The organism is Shewanella sp. 10N.286.51.B7 (assembly GCF_002873615.1).
Lineage (GTDB): Bacteria > Pseudomonadota > Gammaproteobacteria > Enterobacterales > Shewanellaceae > Shewanella > Shewanella electrodiphila.
This window is the reverse complement of the sequence record NZ_MCUF01000029.1, coordinates 1-18,708: the sequence shown is the minus strand read 5'-3', so window position 1 is coordinate 18,708 and position 18,708 is coordinate 1. Positions and strand designations below refer to the sequence as shown.

Annotated in this window: 10 protein-coding genes; 6 read left to right on the top strand and 4 right to left on the bottom strand. The window is 41.9% G+C overall.

The window, feature by feature from the left end:
* Window positions 1-6: 6 nt before the first annotated feature.
* The gene (locus tag BCU84_RS08460; protein WP_102527655.1) at window positions 7-3,651 is read right to left on the bottom strand and encodes a S8 family serine peptidase; all 3,645 of its coding nucleotides are present in this window, start codon (window positions 3,649-3,651) and stop codon (window positions 7-9) included.
* A 531-nt stretch (window positions 3,652-4,182) separates the two neighbouring features.
* Between BCU84_RS08460 and BCU84_RS08455 the strand changes: the two genes are divergently transcribed.
* The 3 genes from BCU84_RS08455 to BCU84_RS08445 all read left to right on the top strand — a co-directional run bounded on the left by BCU84_RS08455 (window position 4,183) and on the right by BCU84_RS08445 (window position 9,835).
* Window positions 4,183-8,031 (top strand): S8 family serine peptidase, encoded by a 3,849-nt coding sequence (locus BCU84_RS08455; RefSeq protein ID WP_133146627.1) that lies wholly within the window; start codon window positions 4,183-4,185, stop codon window positions 8,029-8,031.
* A gap of 364 nt (window positions 8,032-8,395) precedes the next feature.
* Window positions 8,396-8,812, top strand: a complete 417-nt coding sequence (locus BCU84_RS08450; RefSeq protein ID WP_241906390.1) for a DUF6491 family protein — start codon at window positions 8,396-8,398, stop codon at window positions 8,810-8,812.
* A 357-nt stretch (window positions 8,813-9,169) separates the two neighbouring features.
* Window positions 9,170-9,835 (top strand): transporter substrate-binding domain-containing protein, encoded by a 666-nt coding sequence (locus BCU84_RS08445; protein WP_157936208.1) that lies wholly within the window; start codon window positions 9,170-9,172, stop codon window positions 9,833-9,835.
* Window positions 9,836-9,938: 103 nt separating this feature from the next.
* On the opposite strand, the gene BCU84_RS08440 is transcribed toward BCU84_RS08445, so the two are convergent.
* The 3 genes from BCU84_RS08440 to BCU84_RS08430 form a co-directional block, all read right to left on the bottom strand.
* Window positions 9,939-11,459 carry a ShlB/FhaC/HecB family hemolysin secretion/activation protein gene (locus BCU84_RS08440; RefSeq protein ID WP_102527651.1) on the bottom strand — a complete coding sequence of 507 codons (1,521 nt, stop codon included), beginning with the start codon at window positions 11,457-11,459 and terminating at the stop codon, window positions 9,939-9,941.
* Window positions 11,460-12,185: 726 nt separating this feature from the next.
* On the bottom strand, window positions 12,186-12,938 hold the full coding sequence (locus BCU84_RS08435; protein ID WP_102527650.1) for a putative porin: 753 nt from the start codon (window positions 12,936-12,938) through the stop codon (window positions 12,186-12,188).
* 358 nt (window positions 12,939-13,296) lie between these two features.
* Window positions 13,297-14,520, bottom strand: a complete 1,224-nt coding sequence (locus BCU84_RS08430; RefSeq protein WP_102527649.1) for a threonine/serine exporter family protein — start codon at window positions 14,518-14,520, stop codon at window positions 13,297-13,299.
* Window positions 14,521-14,736: 216 nt separating this feature from the next.
* Between BCU84_RS08430 and BCU84_RS08425 the strand changes: the two genes are divergently transcribed.
* From BCU84_RS08425 to BCU84_RS08415, 3 genes are all read left to right on the top strand, one after another.
* Window positions 14,737-15,132 (top strand): MAPEG family protein, encoded by a 396-nt coding sequence (locus tag BCU84_RS08425; protein ID WP_102527648.1) that lies wholly within the window; start codon window positions 14,737-14,739, stop codon window positions 15,130-15,132.
* A 215-nt stretch (window positions 15,133-15,347) separates the two neighbouring features.
* Complete coding sequence (locus tag BCU84_RS08420) at window positions 15,348-17,696, top strand: YgiQ family radical SAM protein (RefSeq protein WP_102527647.1); 2,349 nt, start codon at window positions 15,348-15,350, stop codon at window positions 17,694-17,696.
* Window positions 17,697-17,866: 170 nt separating this feature from the next.
* A complete protein-coding gene (locus BCU84_RS08415; RefSeq protein WP_241906393.1) occupies window positions 17,867-18,415 on the top strand; it encodes a hypothetical protein in 549 nt (182 codons plus the stop codon).
* The last annotated feature ends 293 nt before the right edge of the window (window positions 18,416-18,708 follow it).

Sequence of the window (18,708 nt, the reverse complement as noted above, 5' to 3'; positions counted from 1 at the left end):
AACTCATTATTTCTGTCTACGGCGTAAACCGAATAAAGCTAATAAGCTAAGGCTTAAAAAGCCTAGGCTACCGCCATCATCATTATCCGCTTCTGGCTCTGGTACAACTACAGGGGCATTAATCGTCATGGTAAAGCTTGCTTCAGTCTTATTAACGGTATCGTCAGCGGTGACAACAACCTCATAAGTACCCGCAGCAGCGGTACCTGAAATCATACCTGTCTTGCTATCAATGCTGATACCTTCTGGTAAGCCTGTGGCGCTAAATGTTAATGCATCACCTTCAGCGTCGCTAAAGTACATTGATGCATCAATTTCAGCAGCTTGTTGGTCAGCCATAGTGACCGCAGGCATAGCTTCATTTAATACAGGAGCAATATCATTAACATTATTGATGTTAATCATCACTTTAGATACTGCCGTGAAAACTTGACCTTGCTTGCCGATCACTTCCAACTCATAGCTAGTGTTGCCAGCATCATAGTCTAATGCTTCAGGGTTATTGACCACAATCTCACCGATATTGGTCACAGTGAATGGATCCCCAGGAATCGCTTTAGCCAAAGAAATAGAGTAAGGAGACCATTCAGCTTCAAAGTTACCGTTGGCAAAGAAACTTTCAGCATCAAGCTCAATTGTAGCTACCACGCTACCCATTTCTGCATCTTCATCAATAGTGTGCATTTGACCGTCTTTAGGATGCGGAATAAAGGCGTAGCTGCCTTGGCCAACCGGTGTCGCCATTGCCCAGTTATCTTCAAGGCTCATTAATAGCATGCCAGGGTTATCACAACCTACACTGCCAAAGCCAAAGCTAAAGCTACAGGTGCTTGCCACACCAAGTTCAATACTTTCACCGGGGGCTAATGTTTCCATTGGGCTGTATTGTTTGGTGTCGCCTTCTTCCACTGGGCGAGATAATAGAGGCAGGGCTCCTCCATTAGATTCGATTTCAATCATCTCACCTGTCATCCAATCAAATACTTCAGATGTTACGGTTTTACCGTATTTCACAGGGTTGAACATGATGATAGGTTCACCTAAGCTATCTGCAGCGTCACGGTCAGTACCAAATATCCAACCTTGGTTTTGATCAAAGTCTTCAATGCTAGCCATGTTTTCGCCGTGATAAAGCTCTTCCATACAGTATTGCGCCACAAAGTTTTGTCCATGGCCGGTAAAATAAGTCGGAAGGGTCGATTTAGTGTAACGACCATAATGATCTGTCCAGTCATACTCTTTCTTGTAATCAATATACCAAGATTGTGGTTGACCATTTTCATCGACTTCAATAAATCCGCTCATGGCTGCTTGGGTCGCTTCATCCCACATATATGGATCGCCAGTGACTTCTTGATCTAATCCTTGATCAATAACAAATTGTTCTTGATAAGCGCTCCAATAAACGAGTGCTACGCCCGCTTTATCAAAGTGGTTTGCCATGCCGACATCGTTAGGTTTAAAAAATTGACCAGCCACAACCATCTTTTTACCTGATGAACACATCGCTTCATCATAAACACCACCTGCTACGGTTTTTAACATGTTGCCTTGGGTGTTTTCTTTGCCTACAGGAACTTGTGTGCGGTTATACATGGCAGGGAATACAGCATAGGTGGTGTCAGTAGTGCTGTCATTACTAAACTGCTGAACATGGGCGCCAGCATCTGCGCTAAATTTTGCTGTTAATTCAGTACCGTAGTGCTCTTCAAAAGTATTAAAGTTACGAGCTATTTTACTGCTGTTACGTGGCTTGGCTAACCAGCTAATGGCAATCGTCGGCACTTCATCTGCGGTTAATTGTAATTGACCCGATAGTTCAATCGCCTGCCAATTTTCTATGGTTAAGTCTGTACCCATTTTCATTGGCCAGTTTTCAAGTTGGTCAAAATTAACCACCATGGTCACTGGGAATACAACAGTTTGACCTGCTGGTACGCTGATGGTTGAAGGGTATTCCCATGTTAGAGCAGGAGTGCCACTTTTCTCTATGCTATTTAAAGCAACATCATAGGTGACGGTTTCTTCTGATAAGTTTTTAAGTTGCACTTCTTTCATGAAGCGCTGAGTACCAGTGCCTTCGTGGAAGCCAAAATTTAAATTCGGCTGATAGCTACCTTTCTCCCAAGCTACGGCATTTGACATTAATGCAGCGTCAATGTTCTCGACACCGCTACCTATGAGGGTAATTTCACCTTGCTTGTCATTACGATCCATTACCGCGTTGTTGGCCGTGTTCATCAATAAAGCTTTGATTTCAATCATTGATAATTCAGGGCGTTTAGATTTTAGTATCGCAGCGGCAGCAGCCACTCGTGCAGCAGCCATGACGGTGTCAGACTCGGTGTCCATCTCATCACCGCCACCGACAACAGCCACGTCGATGTTTTCAGCATAACTGACCATATCAGGTTTAGTGTAATTGGTTGCTCCACGCACAGGGCCATAAGGTGTTTTCTCAGTCACCATCATATTGTCTTCAGCGTCAGCTGTGATACCGCCAACACTTAGGGCACTAGGTGCCGCGCCACGCCATGTCATATTGAAGTTATTGTCGTACCACTCTCCGCCGTTACCAGCATTAACCACGACTAAACTGCCTAATGCTGAGGCCATTTGAATAGCATATGCTTCAATCACAGCGCTAGAAACGCCATCATCATGCTCGGCATAGAATGCATTACCGCCGAGGGCATCAACGACAATGATGTCGGCTCTGTCATCAAAACTGCCATCTTGGTTTGGATCTAAAGCGTATTCTAATGCCATCATAAAGCTGCTTGAGCTTTCTGCTGCAAGGCTATATCCATAACCGTATGGGTCTGACACGTTAGAGGTTTTATAAGCTGCTATCTTTGCAGCTGGTGCTAAGGCATGTACCACACTCGCTAGACGTGTGCCGTGGCCCGTATTGTGAGTTGCACCATCATAATCACGTGTAAAATAAACATTTTGATCAATTGGGTTTGGGTCAACTCCCCAGCCTGCATCACTGGCTAAATCCATACCTTCAACCACGACCTCTGTTGGAAAACCATCAAAAGCATTGATCGAGTTTTCCATCGCGGTGGCATAAGTTTCAACCGTGCCATCGCCGCCTAATGATGTGTGAGTATAATCCACACCACTACCAATAATGGCGACTTTAACGCCTTCGCCAGCGGTCAAATCATCTGATAATGCAGGTGCTTTAATTGAATCTGTTGCTGGTTTTGCAGTGTTGGCTGTTTTAAGGGCATTTCGAGGAACTTGAATAGGAGAGGCTGCAACGACAACCGCTTGAACACCTGGCATTTTCTTAATTTTTTCGATGTAGCTGCTGTCTGCCTGAACTCGAATGAAATTACTGACAAGCTTTGAGCCAGGTAGTGTTTTAATGTTGCCATCAAGCGCTTTTATATCGTTAATTATTGCTTGTTGATTGGTTTCGATGTGCTTTAAAGATGCAGCAAATTTTTGTTTGTTATTGATCGTTGCCTTAGTCAATGAACCCTGTTCTGACAGGTAAACAAATAGAGTGGCGTTTTGGGTTTGTGCTACAGAACTTGAAAATGCAGTTAAGGTATCTGTTTGTGTGGCGGCATAGACTGCAGTAGGTGCTAATGCTGCTAGCGCGATACAGCTTGCGAGTTTTGACTTCTTAAATGACATAGGGTTTCCCTTCAAAGTTAACGTTTAATCGTTTTATTATTTTTTTGCTTGAGTAGCCTCTTGCTTCCTCGGCGAGTTAAGTCAGAACAGTCCTGCTCAACACTCGTACATAAGGTTTTCATTCAATTGCAGCTAAACCACAAGTTAAACGCTGTTGATTTTGTTTCTTTTATGTTTCATAAAACTTTCAATTGCTTTTAAAACAATAAGATACAGATTGCATTTTTTGAGGTTTCTTTGATGAGTTACCAGATAATTGTCATATTTTTGTGTTAGGAGCCATAATGACTTTTTTTAGTGATAGTTTGATACATATGGATACAAGTGTGGTTTGTAACTGCATGAAAAAAAAGGAATTGAAAGAAAATTGAAGCTTAAATGAAATCGAATAGTCGCCGTATATTTGCCTCGCAATAAATCAATCGAGTATCAAGGTATAGCAAACAACAACATTCCAATTTGCAGGCTAACACTCAAGATTATCCGCGGTCGGTTTGTGAGATAAATAATAATGATAACGAGGAAGACATTGTGACGTCGATTTATAAAAAGAGCTTAATAGCCGCTGCATTATCTTTAGCTTTCGCCCCTAGCATCAATGCCAATGTTATTGATACTCGAGGCTTGGATACGGATGGAAATGTAACTAATCTGCGCTTAGCTACAACAAGTAAGCGTAATATTGAAAATCTTTATATTGTGCTTTTAGATGATCAGCCATTGGCAACATACCGTGGTGATGTTGATAATTTAGCGGCGACGAGCTTGCTAAGTAATCCAACTAATAGCCGTAAAGGTAATGGCGTATTAAATATTAACAGTGCCGCCAGCCAGAACTATATTCAGTATTTAAAAAGCCAAAGACAACAAACGCTTGCTCAAGCCAAGTCACGACTCAATCGTCAAATCGAAATTAAAAGTGAATACCAAATTGCCTTAAATGGGTTTAGTACTGAACTATCAGATAAAGAAGCACAAACGCTTGCTTCAGTTGCTGGGATTAAAAGCGTTAAAAAAGTCGAATTACGTCACATCAATACAGATAGCGGCCCGTCACATATTGAAGCACCAAGTGCATGGGATGGCACTGCAACTGGTGTTAGCAGCATGGGTGAAGGTATCACAGTAGCGATTTTTGATACCGGTATTAATGCAATGCATCCTTCATTTGCTGACGTTGGTGCAGATGGTTATGACCACACTAATCCATTAGGCGAAGGAGTTTACACCGGTGATTGTGCCAAGTCAGAGTTAGCACATTATTGTAATGACAAGCTCATCGGCATTTGGGGGCATCCTGAACTTCTTGCTGATTATACCCCTGAAGGTGACGATTTAATTGCCATAGATCATAACGGGCATGGCTCTCATGTAGCATCAACCACAGCTGGTAATGTGGTTAAAAATGTCCCAGTGTTTAATGCTGTCGGCGAGGAAGCAGAATTTAGCCTAGGCGAAATCAGTGGTGTTGCTCCTCATGCAAATATTATTTCATATCAGGTGTGTGTGGCTGATGGTAGTTGTTGGACTGACATCACTGCTGATGCCGTAGAGCATGCAATTGAGCATGGTGTAAAAGCCATTAACTATTCAATCGGTGGCGGCGCAAGCGATCCATGGAATGATAGCGATGCAATGGCATTTCTAGCAGCACGTGAAGCGGGCATTCATGTTGCTGTGGCAGCGGGCAATGACGGCCCTGGCGCTGAAACTGTTGGCTCTCCGGGTAATGCTCCGTGGTTAACCACCGTAGCGGCTTATACCCATGATCGTAACTTCACAGACAAGGACGTCACCCTTACAGGAGGAGATTACGACTTAGAAGCACTATCAGGTAAAGGAGCGACTAGCGGAATATCAGGGGATATTGTGTTTGCTGGTGATTTTGGGGATGCGGGTTGTCTTGAGCCATTTGATGCAGGCACATTCTCAGATCAAATTGTTGTATGTGAACGTGGTGAAATTGCTCGAGTGAGTAAGGGAACAAATGTGCTTGCTGGTGGTGCAAGTGGGTTAGTGCTTGTTAATGTCACCAGTGTTGATGAAACCGTTGATGCAGATTTACATGTATTACCCGCGATTCATCTGGATATTGACCAGGGTCAGTCGCTCATGGATTGGTTAGCACTAGGTAGTGACCACACCGCCACCATTGGTGCATCAGTGATGGAAAAAGATCCTTCTAAAGCCGATATTGCCGCTTCGTTTACATCTCGCGGTCCAGAATCAATTATGAATCGTTGGTTAACGCCACATATTGCAGCGCCTGGTGTGGCAATTTATGCGGCTAATACTGAATACCAGCCTTGGCATGACGACGCTAATAAAAACGAATCACCATTCACCTTCATGGATGGTACATCAATGGCGACACCACATATTACTGGCGCTTATGCCTTGATTGCCGCATTGCGACCTGAATGGACACCTGCGCAGGCTCAGTCAGCGCTAATGCTCAGTGCTGAAACCGATACTTTACTAGAAGATGGCGTGACCCCTTCTGACTTCTTCGTTGCTGGAGCAGGTAGTGCACGTATTAATGCTGCGCTAAATGCCGGTTTATTAATGGACATGTCTCATGACGATTACCTTAATGCAAACCCTGGCTTAGACGGTGTCCCTGAAGACATGAACATAGCATCTGCATTACAAAATGAATGCATGATGGAATGTAATTGGACTCGTACCTTTACAGCAACTGCAGACTCAACTTGGGCTGTGACTGGTTCTTCTGATACAACGGGTATGTCAGTAAGCGCTACACCAAGTAGCTTTACATTGGCAGCGGGTGAAAGTATTACTCTCGATGTGACAGCATCTATTGGTAATGGCTACGCATCAGAATATGGCATGGGGCATTTAGTATTAACCCCAAGCGATAATGGTTTAACACCCTCAAAAATGCCGATTATTGGTAGCTTTGTTGCAGGGAGTTTCCCAAGCGATGTGCAATTATCAACAGCAAAAGATAATGGCAGTGCAGAAATCTCAGGAATTACTACCGTTGGATCAAGTGATTTACAGGTAGGTGTATTTGAATTAGCTGAAGTGGAAGTGATTGAAACGACCATTCCGCGTGATGACAGTGATAACTCATACTGGCCAACTAATGTCTATAATGACCCTAGTAAATATTATTCTCAGTTAATTAATGTGACCCCAAATACTAAACGTATTGTGGCAAGAGTAAAGCATACTAGCTCACCAGATTTAGATATGTATATTGGTCGAGATAGTAACTATAACGGCCGTCCTGATAATGCATTAGAGATGGACCCTCTGATATGTATGAGTGCAACAGAAACAGCTTATGAAGTGTGTGAGATTAATGATCCAGAGCCAGGTTCATATTACGTAACAGTGCATAACTTCGGTGACTTTTCAGCACCTTCAGATGTTGAAGATGAAATGATTTTAGAGCTTGCAATCATTGGTAAAGATGATGGCGCGTTGACAGTAGATTATAAGTCGGAAGTCGGTAGTAATGAAGATATTGAACTGGTGCTAAATTGGAATAAGCCGTTAAAGTCAGACACCTTATATACTACGGTATTGGAGTTAGGTACTGGTGTAGATGTGAAAGACAATATCGGTTTAATGCCTATTGAGCTTTATCGCACTCCAAGTTTTGCTTTTAGTAGTATTGATGTTGATGCTGCCGATACAGGTGATATCGTCACTTTATCTATTGCCTTAACAGATAATATCACTGATGAAGAGCGTACCATTACTGTGTCAGCAACCATTCCACAAGGGTTAAGTATTGATAGTGATAGCCATGAAGGAACACTTGAAGGTGATATGATCAGCTGGGAAATGGTTCAAGCAGCGAATGAAGCTGGGCAAACGATTGTTGTAGCTTTTGATACTCAAGCCATTGTGATGTCGCAAGCATTAACGTTTAACGTGTCTCATCAGGTAGGAGAGCTAAGCTTATCTGATGAGCTTGCGCCAGTGATGCTTGAAGGGATCCCTGTTGCCATGATTAATGGTGCCACTTCGGTGTCATTAACCGCTGATGAGTCTACTAGCGTGACATTAACTGCTGCTGGTAGTACAGCACCAAATACTGACGACGAGCTGATTTACACTTGGACTCAAGTTTCTGGCCCTGTGGTAACCTTTGCTGATGCAACAGCGATGGAAACTGAGCTAACGCTACCTGCCGTTGATGCTGACGGTACGGCAGTAATTGAGCTAGTGGTGAGTAACGGTAATAAAACCGCAGTAGCGGCAGTGGCTAATATTGCCATCACGGCTGAGGTGATTGCACCGACACCAGAGCCTGAATCAGGTTCAGATTCAAGTGGTGGTGCAATGGGAGGATTTATCCTATTAGCAGGTTTATTAGGCTTTAGACGTAAAAAAGCGTCAAAATAAACCGAATCTAAGAGGCATAAACTTGTTACCAAACCGCATCTTTTGATGCGGTTTTTTTTATTTCTAAGGTTTTGAATACTTACTTGAAAAAGCTTGGCTGTTTTTATGTCAGCGACTTGATATCAAAGATTTTATATCATTGACTTGGCACTTAGTCGGATACAGGAATTCAACTCAATACATCATTAAAAATCTAGTTATGGAATGATGTAATCGCATTAACTTCTTAAAAGTGCATTGAGTGATCTTTTTTCACTATACTCAAATATATATTAAAGGTGCTATTGTTTATTTTCATATAAATGTCATAACGTTAGAGCATGGTGATGGCTAATTAAGTCGATTAAGGTGAAAGGGGATGTTTATGATTAAAAGATTAATACTTATCTGCTCAATGCTGCTACTGACAGCCTGTACAGCATCTGAGTCAGCACAAAAGAAAGCTGCGCTTTATCAATTTGATGAGCTGGTTGAAGTCAATTCAATCGATAATTTTCGTATGGATGGTTGGCGCACTATGGATAATCGCACCGTGTTTGTTGATAGTCGGCCTCGGGAAACATACTTAATAGTATTAAATGGTGTTGATAGTAATTTGAAGTTTGCTCAAGCTTTAGTGGTCTCGTCAAGAATGGGTAAAGTCTCTACGGGGTTTGATAGCGTTTCAACAGGTTCAGAGCCAAGATCTAAAACCCAGATAAAGAAAATTTATCGCATCGAAAGTAAAGAACAAGAGCAACAGGTTAGAGCGAAAATTGAGTCGTTTTCTGAAGAAGACTAATTGATTAAGATATTTCACTCACTCACTCTGTCTGTGTGGGATATCAGATGAAGCCACATTGCATATGTGGCTTTTTTGTTATTATCAGCCATAATCTATGGTTAGATTTAATTAGTGGAAGTTGCTGCAATTTAATTTCCATAAACTACGCTATATAGATGCGTATCTACTATTTATTCAGTTCAATATAAAATTATACTAATAAGAATGGAATTGGAGTTCACATTGTTAGCTAAAACATCATTTACTTATAAGGTCTTAAAATCCACATTTGCCATTTTGAGTTCAATATTGAATCTTGCTCAAGCTACTAAATCTATAGTGAGTAAAATCATACTAACGTTGCCAATGATAATCTTGAGCCAACAAACGGTGGCTGAGGACTATCATTTTGTAGGAGTTGAAGGCTCTTCTATTCAAAATATCGGTAAGTTAGTTTTTCAACAGTTGTGCATTGAACAACAATTAAATTGCGATGTTGAAATGCTACCTGCACCTCGTGCTGAGCGCAGTATGGTTGCTTCACAGGCTGTAGGTGAAGTGATGCGAGTGTGGAGTTACGGTGAAGAACATCCCACCTTTATTAGAGTACCTACATCTTATTACAGTGTTAAAACGGCAGTGTATGTTCGAACAGGAAGTGACATTAACGTTCAAACCTCCGCAGATTTAAAGGGGCTGACGATAGGGGTGTTAGAAGGCGTTAAACATAGCCAAAACTTAGCTATTGAGGCAAAAAGTGTGATTAAAGCTTCAACGCCACAGCAACTTGTGAACTTGCTCACCAGAAAGCGAGTTGATGCGATTGTGAGTAGTTATGTTGATGGTAAAGCCACCATTACCGCAATGAGAGCTGATAATTTTGTTGAGTTGTCAGCGGTAACTGATACCCATCCTTTGTATATTTATATTCATCCTAACCATGCTGAATTAGCGCCAATTATTGATAATACAATCAACAAGCTTATGGCATCAGGTGAGATGAACAATATTATTTTAGAAGCTGAAAGCAATTCTTTTTAAATTACTGCTTTGTTTTACATGTCACGCTTGTGTCATTCTATAATGCTGACTTGTGTAAAGTAGGCATGCGCTTATCATTTAATATTTAGCATTAAAGGTTTACCTAGAAGCGGTTTCTAACCTGAAATCGCCATTCCCAATCATCGACATTTTCGCCGTTGGTAAAAGGCACCGCTAAATCAATATGGCCAACACTGCCGTAACTCGATTTAGAAGAATATATCCGAGCACCAATCCCAACACTGCCAATGGGAGTCGTGACTTCATTGTTTGCATCTGTTCCGCCAAAGGCATGCCCCATGTCCACGAAAGTTGCCCAGCCTAATTCGGCTAGCTGATACAAATTAATGTTTGGGTAATATCTGACTTCGCCAGTGACCAGCCATTGATTATCACCGTATTGATAATTATTGGGGTAGCCACGTACGCCGGTGTCATCACCTAAAGCAAATGGCTTATCGAGATAGTTATTTTGTGAGGTCGCAATACGGGTTTTGGCATAGGCTGTCCACTTGGGGTGAATTTTATAAAAGTATTCAGCTTGTGCACTGATGTTATAAAAGTCTTTTTGGCTGGTGTTAAAGCTGGCTTGGCCACTAAAGTTTAGGAGTAGCAGGTTTTTATCTTGTTGATACCCCCTGCTAGAACTCATATTCAGATGGTAGCCTACAGAGGAGTTTTCATCGACATCGTTAGTCTCAATCCCAAGCCGTGCATAATGGCGCCAGCCTAGGTTAAAGTCTTCGTTGTTATTAATAAGATGGATATTAGTAAATACATGATAATCATCTTGTAGGTATTCAAACCCAAGCCAAGGATAAATAAAGTCGCGGTCCTGAGGTAAAGCGCCATTTGGAAAAGTGTCACTGGGGGCAAATTGATGCTTATCTTGGGTGATACCTAGGGTGATCCTTGATAAGTCTGCTTCAGTTTTATTTAACAGCCAACCATAAGATAGAGCGGCATAATCAACATTATGTTCAAATTCATTAATGTCTTCGCCATTTTGCCTTAGGGTATCGAGTCTTTGGTCTGTTAAATACTCAGCAAAATACTGATTTTGACTATCTAGCGAATAAAATGGCTTATTAAAATAAAGATGCACTGCTTGACCGTCACTATTATCATAAATATTGGCTGAAACAGTGGCGTGTTTAATGACTTTAAGGGGCGCGCTAACACCAAATTTATAACCGGTTCTATCAGCATTTGATTGATATTTTAGGCGCGTTTTAATCCCCAGTCCCATGAGGTTATCTTCTTTTATCCCTACTGAATATTTAGTTTCACCGCCGCTAGAGCTTAAGCTAAAAGTGGGGAGTAAAGACCAGTTATCCCAGGTTTCGACAACCACAGTTTGTTCGTGAGTATCGGCATCAGGGGCTTTTTTCGAAGTATATATTTTGGCGTCACGTAAATATGGTTCAGCGCGTAATAGGCGTTGGGATTCTGCAAAGGTTTTCTCGCTGACAACATCACCTTCTTCAAAAGTGAGTTTGTCTAAGATAGTGGGTTCAGTGGTATTAATGTGTAGCCAATTAGCCCAGTGATGGATAAAAAAAGCATCGGGATCGGTTTCATCGAAAATAGCATTACTGACCACGACAATGTTATCGACTGTCATAGGGGCTTGTTGGTTTTTTTCAGCTACCGCTTTTTCTGCTTTTGGCTGCTGGTTAGCATTTGCCGTATGAATGGGCAGAAGGAGTATGCTGACAACGATAAGTCTCAGTGCGCATTGAGATAAATTTATCGCTATTTGTTTTGTTTTTATTATTAATACCTACCCAATTATTATTAAAGGTGATGCTAATTAAGCTATTGAGTAAATAGAGGTTTAATCTTGAACCTTGAAATTATTTACCTTTAACAAGTATGGCGGGTATTCAAAGTTTCGCTGATTTTTTACAATAATAATTACGGGTTGTAGATCCTTCAAGATTGTTTTTGCTGCGAGCTGTTGTTCACTTAGACTGGCTAAAGCTGTGTGGTGTAGTCATGCTACAGAAAAAGCCTATAAGGTAATAAAATGAGCAACAAACGCTGCCTGAAGGGGCGGCTATAAACGGATTATGCTTGGTTGAGTTAATTCTTGCGAACAAAGAGTGTTTAGATTGTTAGGCAGAAATACACTCAACGCGCTTAACTTGTTTTGTTTCGAACAAAAAATAACCAGCAAAGCTCAACCTGCAAAGGTCAGCTGGCCCTAGCGCTTTTTGATTAAAGCTGCGCAGCGATGAACTTTATCATCCGTATTGTAAACGTAAAAAAGGAGCCTCATCAGGGCTCCTTTTAGAAGGGGTCACCATGGACGATGATCATCATCCATTGTTAAGATTGCAATTAATGTTTAGAAACGACCTACAATACCGATACCAGCGCCGAAACCATCAGCATCAGAATCAAGTACTTTTGATAGTTCAAACGTTGCAGAGAAAGAATCTGACATACGTAACCAGTAAGCTGTTTTTAGTGCAAAGTTATCATCAAAGCCATCATCTTCATATCCAGCGCCAACAGACCATGCTTTAGTCACATACCAGTCAGCATTTACATTGAAAATATCGTCGTTATCTGTGTGAGTCCACATCGCGCCTAAATCGATACCTGAAGTGCTTTCAAGCGCAAGGAAACTACGAACTTCAAGACCATAGACAGATTCGAAATTATCGCTGCCATCAACGTAAAATGCAGCTACTTTTGAGCTGTCGTTGAAGTAATAACCAGCATCAAGCTTATAAAGGTTGCCACTGAAGTCACCGACTTCAAAGCGTTGGTATTCACCACCAACAAACCAGTTATTGTCAAACACATAAGTACCATCAATACCGAATGTGTCAGTGTCAGCAGCATCAAACATTGAGTAGTTTGCGCCAATATTTGTCGTTTGAGCTAGGAAGCCGTTTAGCGCATAAGGACCATTATCTTGAGATACTGGTGCCACGTAGTAGCGGTAGTTTGCATTCCAAGTACCGTCGCCGAATTCTTCAGAATTAGCAGAGTATTTAAGACCCGCTTCATGTTGAAATGGTGCATCTTGAGCTGCCATAGCAGGTAATGCGAATAAGCTAGTTAAAAGTGCTAAAGCTGTAACGTTTTTCATCAATCATTCCTTTATTTGATTTATTGTCGCTAGGTAATTCAAGCAAGATAGGCAATGGTGAAGTCAAAAAAAGGTTATTCATCCATAAACCTAAATGCAGCCTAACGTCATAGTCGGGCCACATGCTTTCCTAGCGGCGCACAAGGTAATATAGATTGATAAACAAAGAAACGATTTTATTTAAATTGCTGAAAATAAATGATTTTTACTAATTATTTAGGGTGGGTGTAACCGTTGGGTACAACAAATAGTATTAGTGAAGGGCGTTATTTTTAGCGGCAACTAGAGATGACTATTGTGCTTAAACAAAAAAAAGGGAGCTAAATGCTCCCTTTATGATCAAGCGCTAACCGTTAAGTTACAAGCTTCTTCTCGGTGGCACGATAACGTTGGCAAAAATCAGCCCTGCGATCAAGGACATGAAAATTAAGAAGACTTGGGTACCAATATGCGCTTGATCCAGCATGGTTTCACCCGAAATCATCGTATTTAAGCCTATATAGGTTTTACTTCCGGGCACTAAGATAACGATACCTTGAAGCAGGGCGATAGAAACTGGCGCTTTCATCCAACGAGCATAAAGGTTTGAATAAATACCAACGGCCAATGCACCTACAAAAATACCAATAGATTCGCCTAAATAAAGGCCACCTAACATGGCTGAAAAATACGCCACGATACCAGCGCAAATGCCCCATGGTGAATCTTTTATGCGTGCTTTAAAGATGATAACTAATGCCATTGATAATAGCGGAACAGCCGCCCAAGAGGCGTAGCGAGGCAAGGCGTCTGGTTCAATATATACCGATTCGCCGAACATTACTTTACCCAGTGTCATTCCAAGGACGGCGCCAAAATACAGTTTAAATAACAGCATTATCGCATCCATGATGCGCGCGGTTCCTGATATTAAATCGCGAGCAGCAAGCTCAGCAAGACCGAGTGTTAACGCTAAACCGGGCACAAAAATAATGATGCCAGATAAAATCACCACCGGAATATTGATGCTGGGGTCAATCACAGCAGCAATGCCGCAGGTTAAAATTGCACAAACAACCGCGGCTAACGGTTCGAGCATTTCTGCAACACGCTTAGATCTTTCAGCCCAAAAAACCAAACCGTAAACAAGTAATCCGAGCATGCCTGACCAAAATACGTCATTCCAGCTGGTATCCATCAGCATGGCAAAAGCACCCGCACTAATGCCAAATGACATTAGGGTAAGTCCATGACCATATGGATTAGGTTTATTGCTGATTTCTTCTAATCGGTCTAATGCTTCAGACAGTGTGCGTTGACCCGTGCTGAGTTCTTCAACTAAATCGAACGTACGTGCCAAAGAGCCTAAATCCAAGTCGCCAGGTTTCACTCGCGCAACATGATTATATTCTTGCTCGGTGTCATGTTGGAGTACGAATGTCATAGAGGTTGGCGATATTAAAAAATAACCCTCAATTCCCAGTGTAGAAGACACGGTTTGAAGATGAGATTCTAACCGATAAGCTGGGGTACCAAACTTGTGCAGCGCTTTGCCTAATCTTATGATAAATCTGCGTTTTTCAATGAAGTTGTCATCGTTCATTTGGCGTTGGTCACTCTAGTTAACATCGGTAGTGGGTCATTGGCGCGAATAGTAACCGAAATGGGGGTGGCTGAATACCTTCAAATCATCAAATCATCAAATCTTTGTTAAAAATGTGATAATTCCATTTTGGCTCAATCTGTATAGAATGAATACTCCATTGTAGTCACTAAATGGCTTTATGCTGTAAAAAATAACAATAAGGAAATATCGAACATGTCATTGATGATTTCAGGCTTTTACGCAAGTATCACAGCGTTATTAGCCATTGGGCTATCGATACGAGTGATTAAACAAAGACGACTTAACAAAGTCGGTATCGGCACTGGTGGCAATAGCGATTTAGCCTTAGCAAAACGAGTACACGAGAACCTACTTGAAAACGCACCTATGGTGCTGATTTTGTTCTTGCTGGCAGAATATAACGGTTTGTCTGCGGCACTATTACATTGTTTTGGTACGGTTTGGATTGTGGCGCGGTTATTACATGCTATCGGACTGACAGCAGGAAAAGGCGGCGTGCATTTTGGACGGATCTGGGGTGTTTTACTGACTTGGGTGGTGACTATCGGCTTAGCGATTGTAAATATTGGTTTTTTTATCGGTTTATAAGATAGTTAAGCTGCAAAATTTATAAAGTCATTGTTTTTAATAAGGTTATATTATTATCCTAAAACAACAAAAACACCATAATTGGTGTTTTTTTAGTCACACTTGCTGTGGCGTAACTGCTATACTCCGCCTCCAGAAAAAAGTTGGGTGAGTTGAACTAAACTTGATGTAGTGCAACTCACCAGATTGATGATGTTTTAATGTAGGCAAATCTCATGCAAGTTGAATCCACGTTATTTAATTACCCAAGATACTGGGCCGAATGCTATGGCACGGCGCCGTTTCTTCCTATGTCTCGAAAAGAGATGGATCAACTTGGTTGGGATAGTTGCGACATTATCATTGTCAGCGGCGACGCTTATGTCGACCATCCAAGCTTTGGTATGGCTGTTATTGGCCGTATGCTTGAAGCCCAAGGTTTCCGTGTTGGTATTATTTGTCAGCCTGACTGGTCGAATAAAAACGACTTTATGAAGCTAGGCCGCCCGAATTTATTTTTCGGTGTTACCGCAGGCAACATGGACTCGATGATTAACCGTTACACTGCCGATCGCCGTATTCGCAGTGATGATGCTTACACCCCAAATGATGAAGGCGGTAAACGTCCAGATCGCGCAGTGACTGTTTACACCCAGCGCTGTAAAGAAGCCTTTAAAGAAGTGCCAGTAGTAATTGGTGGTATTGAGGCAAGCTTGCGCCGTATCGCCCATTATGATTATTGGTCTGACAAAGTGCGTCGTAGTGTCATCTTTGATGCCAAAGCCGATATCTTGATATACGGTAATGCAGAGCGTCCGCTGGTGGAAGTGGCTCATCGCATTGCTAACGGCGAGAAAATGGCCGATTTACACGACATTCGTGGTACAGCCGTCATTCGTCACGAGCCATTGCCGGGCTGGAAAGGCATGGATTCTCGCAAGCTCGACCAACTGCATAAAATCGATCCAATTCCTAACCCCTATGGCGCGGATGATGTGGGTTGTGAAAAGCTTTCTGGCCCAACAGATAAGAAAATTTTTGACAATGATGCGCCTAAAGCCATCAGTGTGCAGCCTGCAAGACCAAAGCCATGGGAAAAAACCTATGTGTTGCTGCCAGCATATGAAAAAGTGGCTGACGATAAATTTTTGTATGCCCATGCTTCGCGTATTTTACATCAAGAGCAAAACCCAGGTTGTGCTCGGGCATTATTCCAAGCTCAAGGCAACCGCTCAGTATGGGTAAACCCGCCAGCATGGCCATTAAATACTGATGAAATGGATGCGGTATTTGATTTACCGTATCAGCGTGTGCCGCATCCAAGTTATGGTAAAGCGGTCATTCCAGCTTATGACATGATTAAAACCTCGATTAACATTATGCGAGGTTGTTTTGGTGGCTGTTCATTCTGTTCTATTACAGAGCATGAAGGACGGATTATTCAAAGCCGCTCGCAAGAGTCAATCATCAAAGAAATCAAAGATATTCAAGAAAAAGTGCCAGGTTTTACCGGGGTTATTTCTGACTTAGGCGGCCCTACAGCCAACATGTATCGTTTGGGCTGTACCAGTGTTAAGGCTGAAACCACGTGTCGTCGTTTATCTTGTGTTTATCCGAGTATTTGCGGCCATTTAGGTACAGACCATAAACACACCATTGATTTATACCGCGCAGCTCGTGATGTCCCTGGGATTAAAAAGGTCTTAATTGCATCTGGTGTGCGTTACGATTTAGCCACTGAAGATCCGCGCTACGTTAAAGAGTTAGCCAAACATCATGTGGGTGGTTATTTAAAAATTGCTCCTGAGCATACCGAAGATGGCCCATTAAGTAAGATGATGAAGCCGGGTATGGGCAGTTATCATAAATTCAAAGAGTTATTTGATTTTTACTCGAAAGAAGCGGGTAAAAAACAGTACCTGATCCCGTATTTTATTTCGGCGCATCCAGGTACAACTGATGAAGATATGTTGAACTTGGCGCTTTGGCTGAAATCAGAGAAATTCAAACTTGATCAAGTACAAAACTTCTACCCATCGCCAATGGCGAATGCCACTACGATTTATCATACTGAGCTGAACTCGCTCAAAAACGTAAAACATACCAGTGAAGAAGTCACCGTGCCTAAAAAGGGTCGTCAACGTCGCTTACATAAAGCATTACTGCGTTATCACGACCCAGCAGGTTGGCCACTTATTCGTGAAGCGCTGGTTGCTATGGGCAAAGAGCACTTAATTGGTAATGGCGTGCAGCATATCGTACCGCCAGAGTCGCGCAATGAACGTCAAAGTTATCGAAATGGTAAAGGTGGCGGTAAGAATGATGGCAGTAAAAAAGCTTTCACTCGCTTCTCAGGTAATCAGTTTGATGATAGAAAGTCATCAGGTAAAAAGCCAACCGCTGCGAATAAAGCCAAAGCTGCTGGTGAAGGTCATGGTAAAGATAACACTGCGGGCAAAGCAAAAACGGGATGGTCGCAAAAGAAAAAGCCATTCGGATCTAAAAGTTCAGGCCCATCAAAAGGGGCTAACAATGGCGCTAACTCCAGCCATAAGCAAGGTAAACGACCAGCTAAAGCGAAATAAAGCCTGATAGCTAGTCATGAGTCTCATATAAAAAACCGTCTTTGCAGGCGGTTTTTTTTCAGGTTAAATTAAACAATCACTGTTACTGTGGTGTGTTAATAAAAGTTAATTGATCGATACCAAAAGGAATAATAATGAAAAAAATATTGGTCGCTGGTGTAATCAGCAGCATGGTGCCTGCGATGGCTATGGCTCATGCCCCTAAAGAAAACCCGCAACATCAATATTTTGATGCCATTGCTGCCCATTGCGGTAAAGCGTTCGCAGGTGAAGTGACCGCTGGCAATGAAGCTGACTCAGCATTCAGCAACAAAGCATTGGTTATGCATGTGCGTGAATGCAGCAATACAGAACTTAAAATCCCATTTCATGTGGGTGATGATCACTCGCGTACTTGGGTTATTACTAAAACAGAGACTGGCTTGCGCTTAAAGCATGATCATCGCCATGAAGATGGCACTGAAGACAAAGTGACTATGTACGGCGGTGATACTGCAGATATGGGCACTGCTACACAGCAATCATTTCCTGTTGACCAAGAGTCGATTGATAACTTTAACGAAAATGGTTTAACAGCTTCGGTGACTAACGTGTGGCACATGTATATTGAACCAAGTGTATTTACTTATCGTTTAACACGTGAAAACCGTGATTTTAGAGTCGATTTTGACTTAACTAAGCCAGTGGCATTACCGCCAACGCCTTGGGGTCATGAGTAACTGTTGCTCAAAGCATAAGCCTGCATAAATGACATCATAGGCAGCTAAAACACGCGAAAATCGTGACTTAAAAGTCGATTTTGATACTCCTGCCGAAAGGCAGTAAAACCTCTTCTTACTTTGTGTGGGAAGAGGTTTTTTATTTGATACTAACTTACTGGCATTTTCTAATAAAAGCTCAAGAGTGAGTTGATTATTCAGAGGGTCGAGAGCTGGATAACGAGTAGCTTAATAATAAATATGCTGAGTTTTCTTAAATCCCTAACAAGCTTATGCCCCAAAACTTGTTAGTA

What these genes read in the sequence shown, in the direction of transcription:
- BCU84_RS08460 (WP_102527655.1), bottom strand. Translation starts at nt 3,651, where the DNA reads ATGTCATTTAAGAAGTCAAAACTCGCAAGCTGTATCGCGCTAGCAGCA.
- BCU84_RS08450 (WP_241906390.1), top strand. Translation starts at nt 8,396, where the DNA reads ATGATTAAAAGATTAATACTTATCTGCTCAATGCTGCTACTGACAGCC.
- BCU84_RS08440 (WP_102527651.1), bottom strand. Translation starts at nt 11,459, where the DNA reads ATGACAGTCGATAACATTGTCGTGGTCAGTAATGCTATTTTCGATGAA.
- BCU84_RS08435 (WP_102527650.1), bottom strand. Translation starts at nt 12,938, where the DNA reads ATGAAAAACGTTACAGCTTTAGCACTTTTAACTAGCTTATTCGCATTA.
- BCU84_RS08430 (WP_102527649.1), bottom strand. Translation starts at nt 14,520, where the DNA reads ATGAACGATGACAACTTCATTGAAAAACGCAGATTTATCATAAGATTA.
- BCU84_RS08425 (WP_102527648.1), top strand. Translation starts at nt 14,737, where the DNA reads ATGTCATTGATGATTTCAGGCTTTTACGCAAGTATCACAGCGTTATTA.
- BCU84_RS08420 (WP_102527647.1), top strand. Translation starts at nt 15,348, where the DNA reads ATGCAAGTTGAATCCACGTTATTTAATTACCCAAGATACTGGGCCGAA.
- BCU84_RS08415 (WP_241906393.1), top strand. Translation starts at nt 17,867, where the DNA reads ATGGTGCCTGCGATGGCTATGGCTCATGCCCCTAAAGAAAACCCGCAA.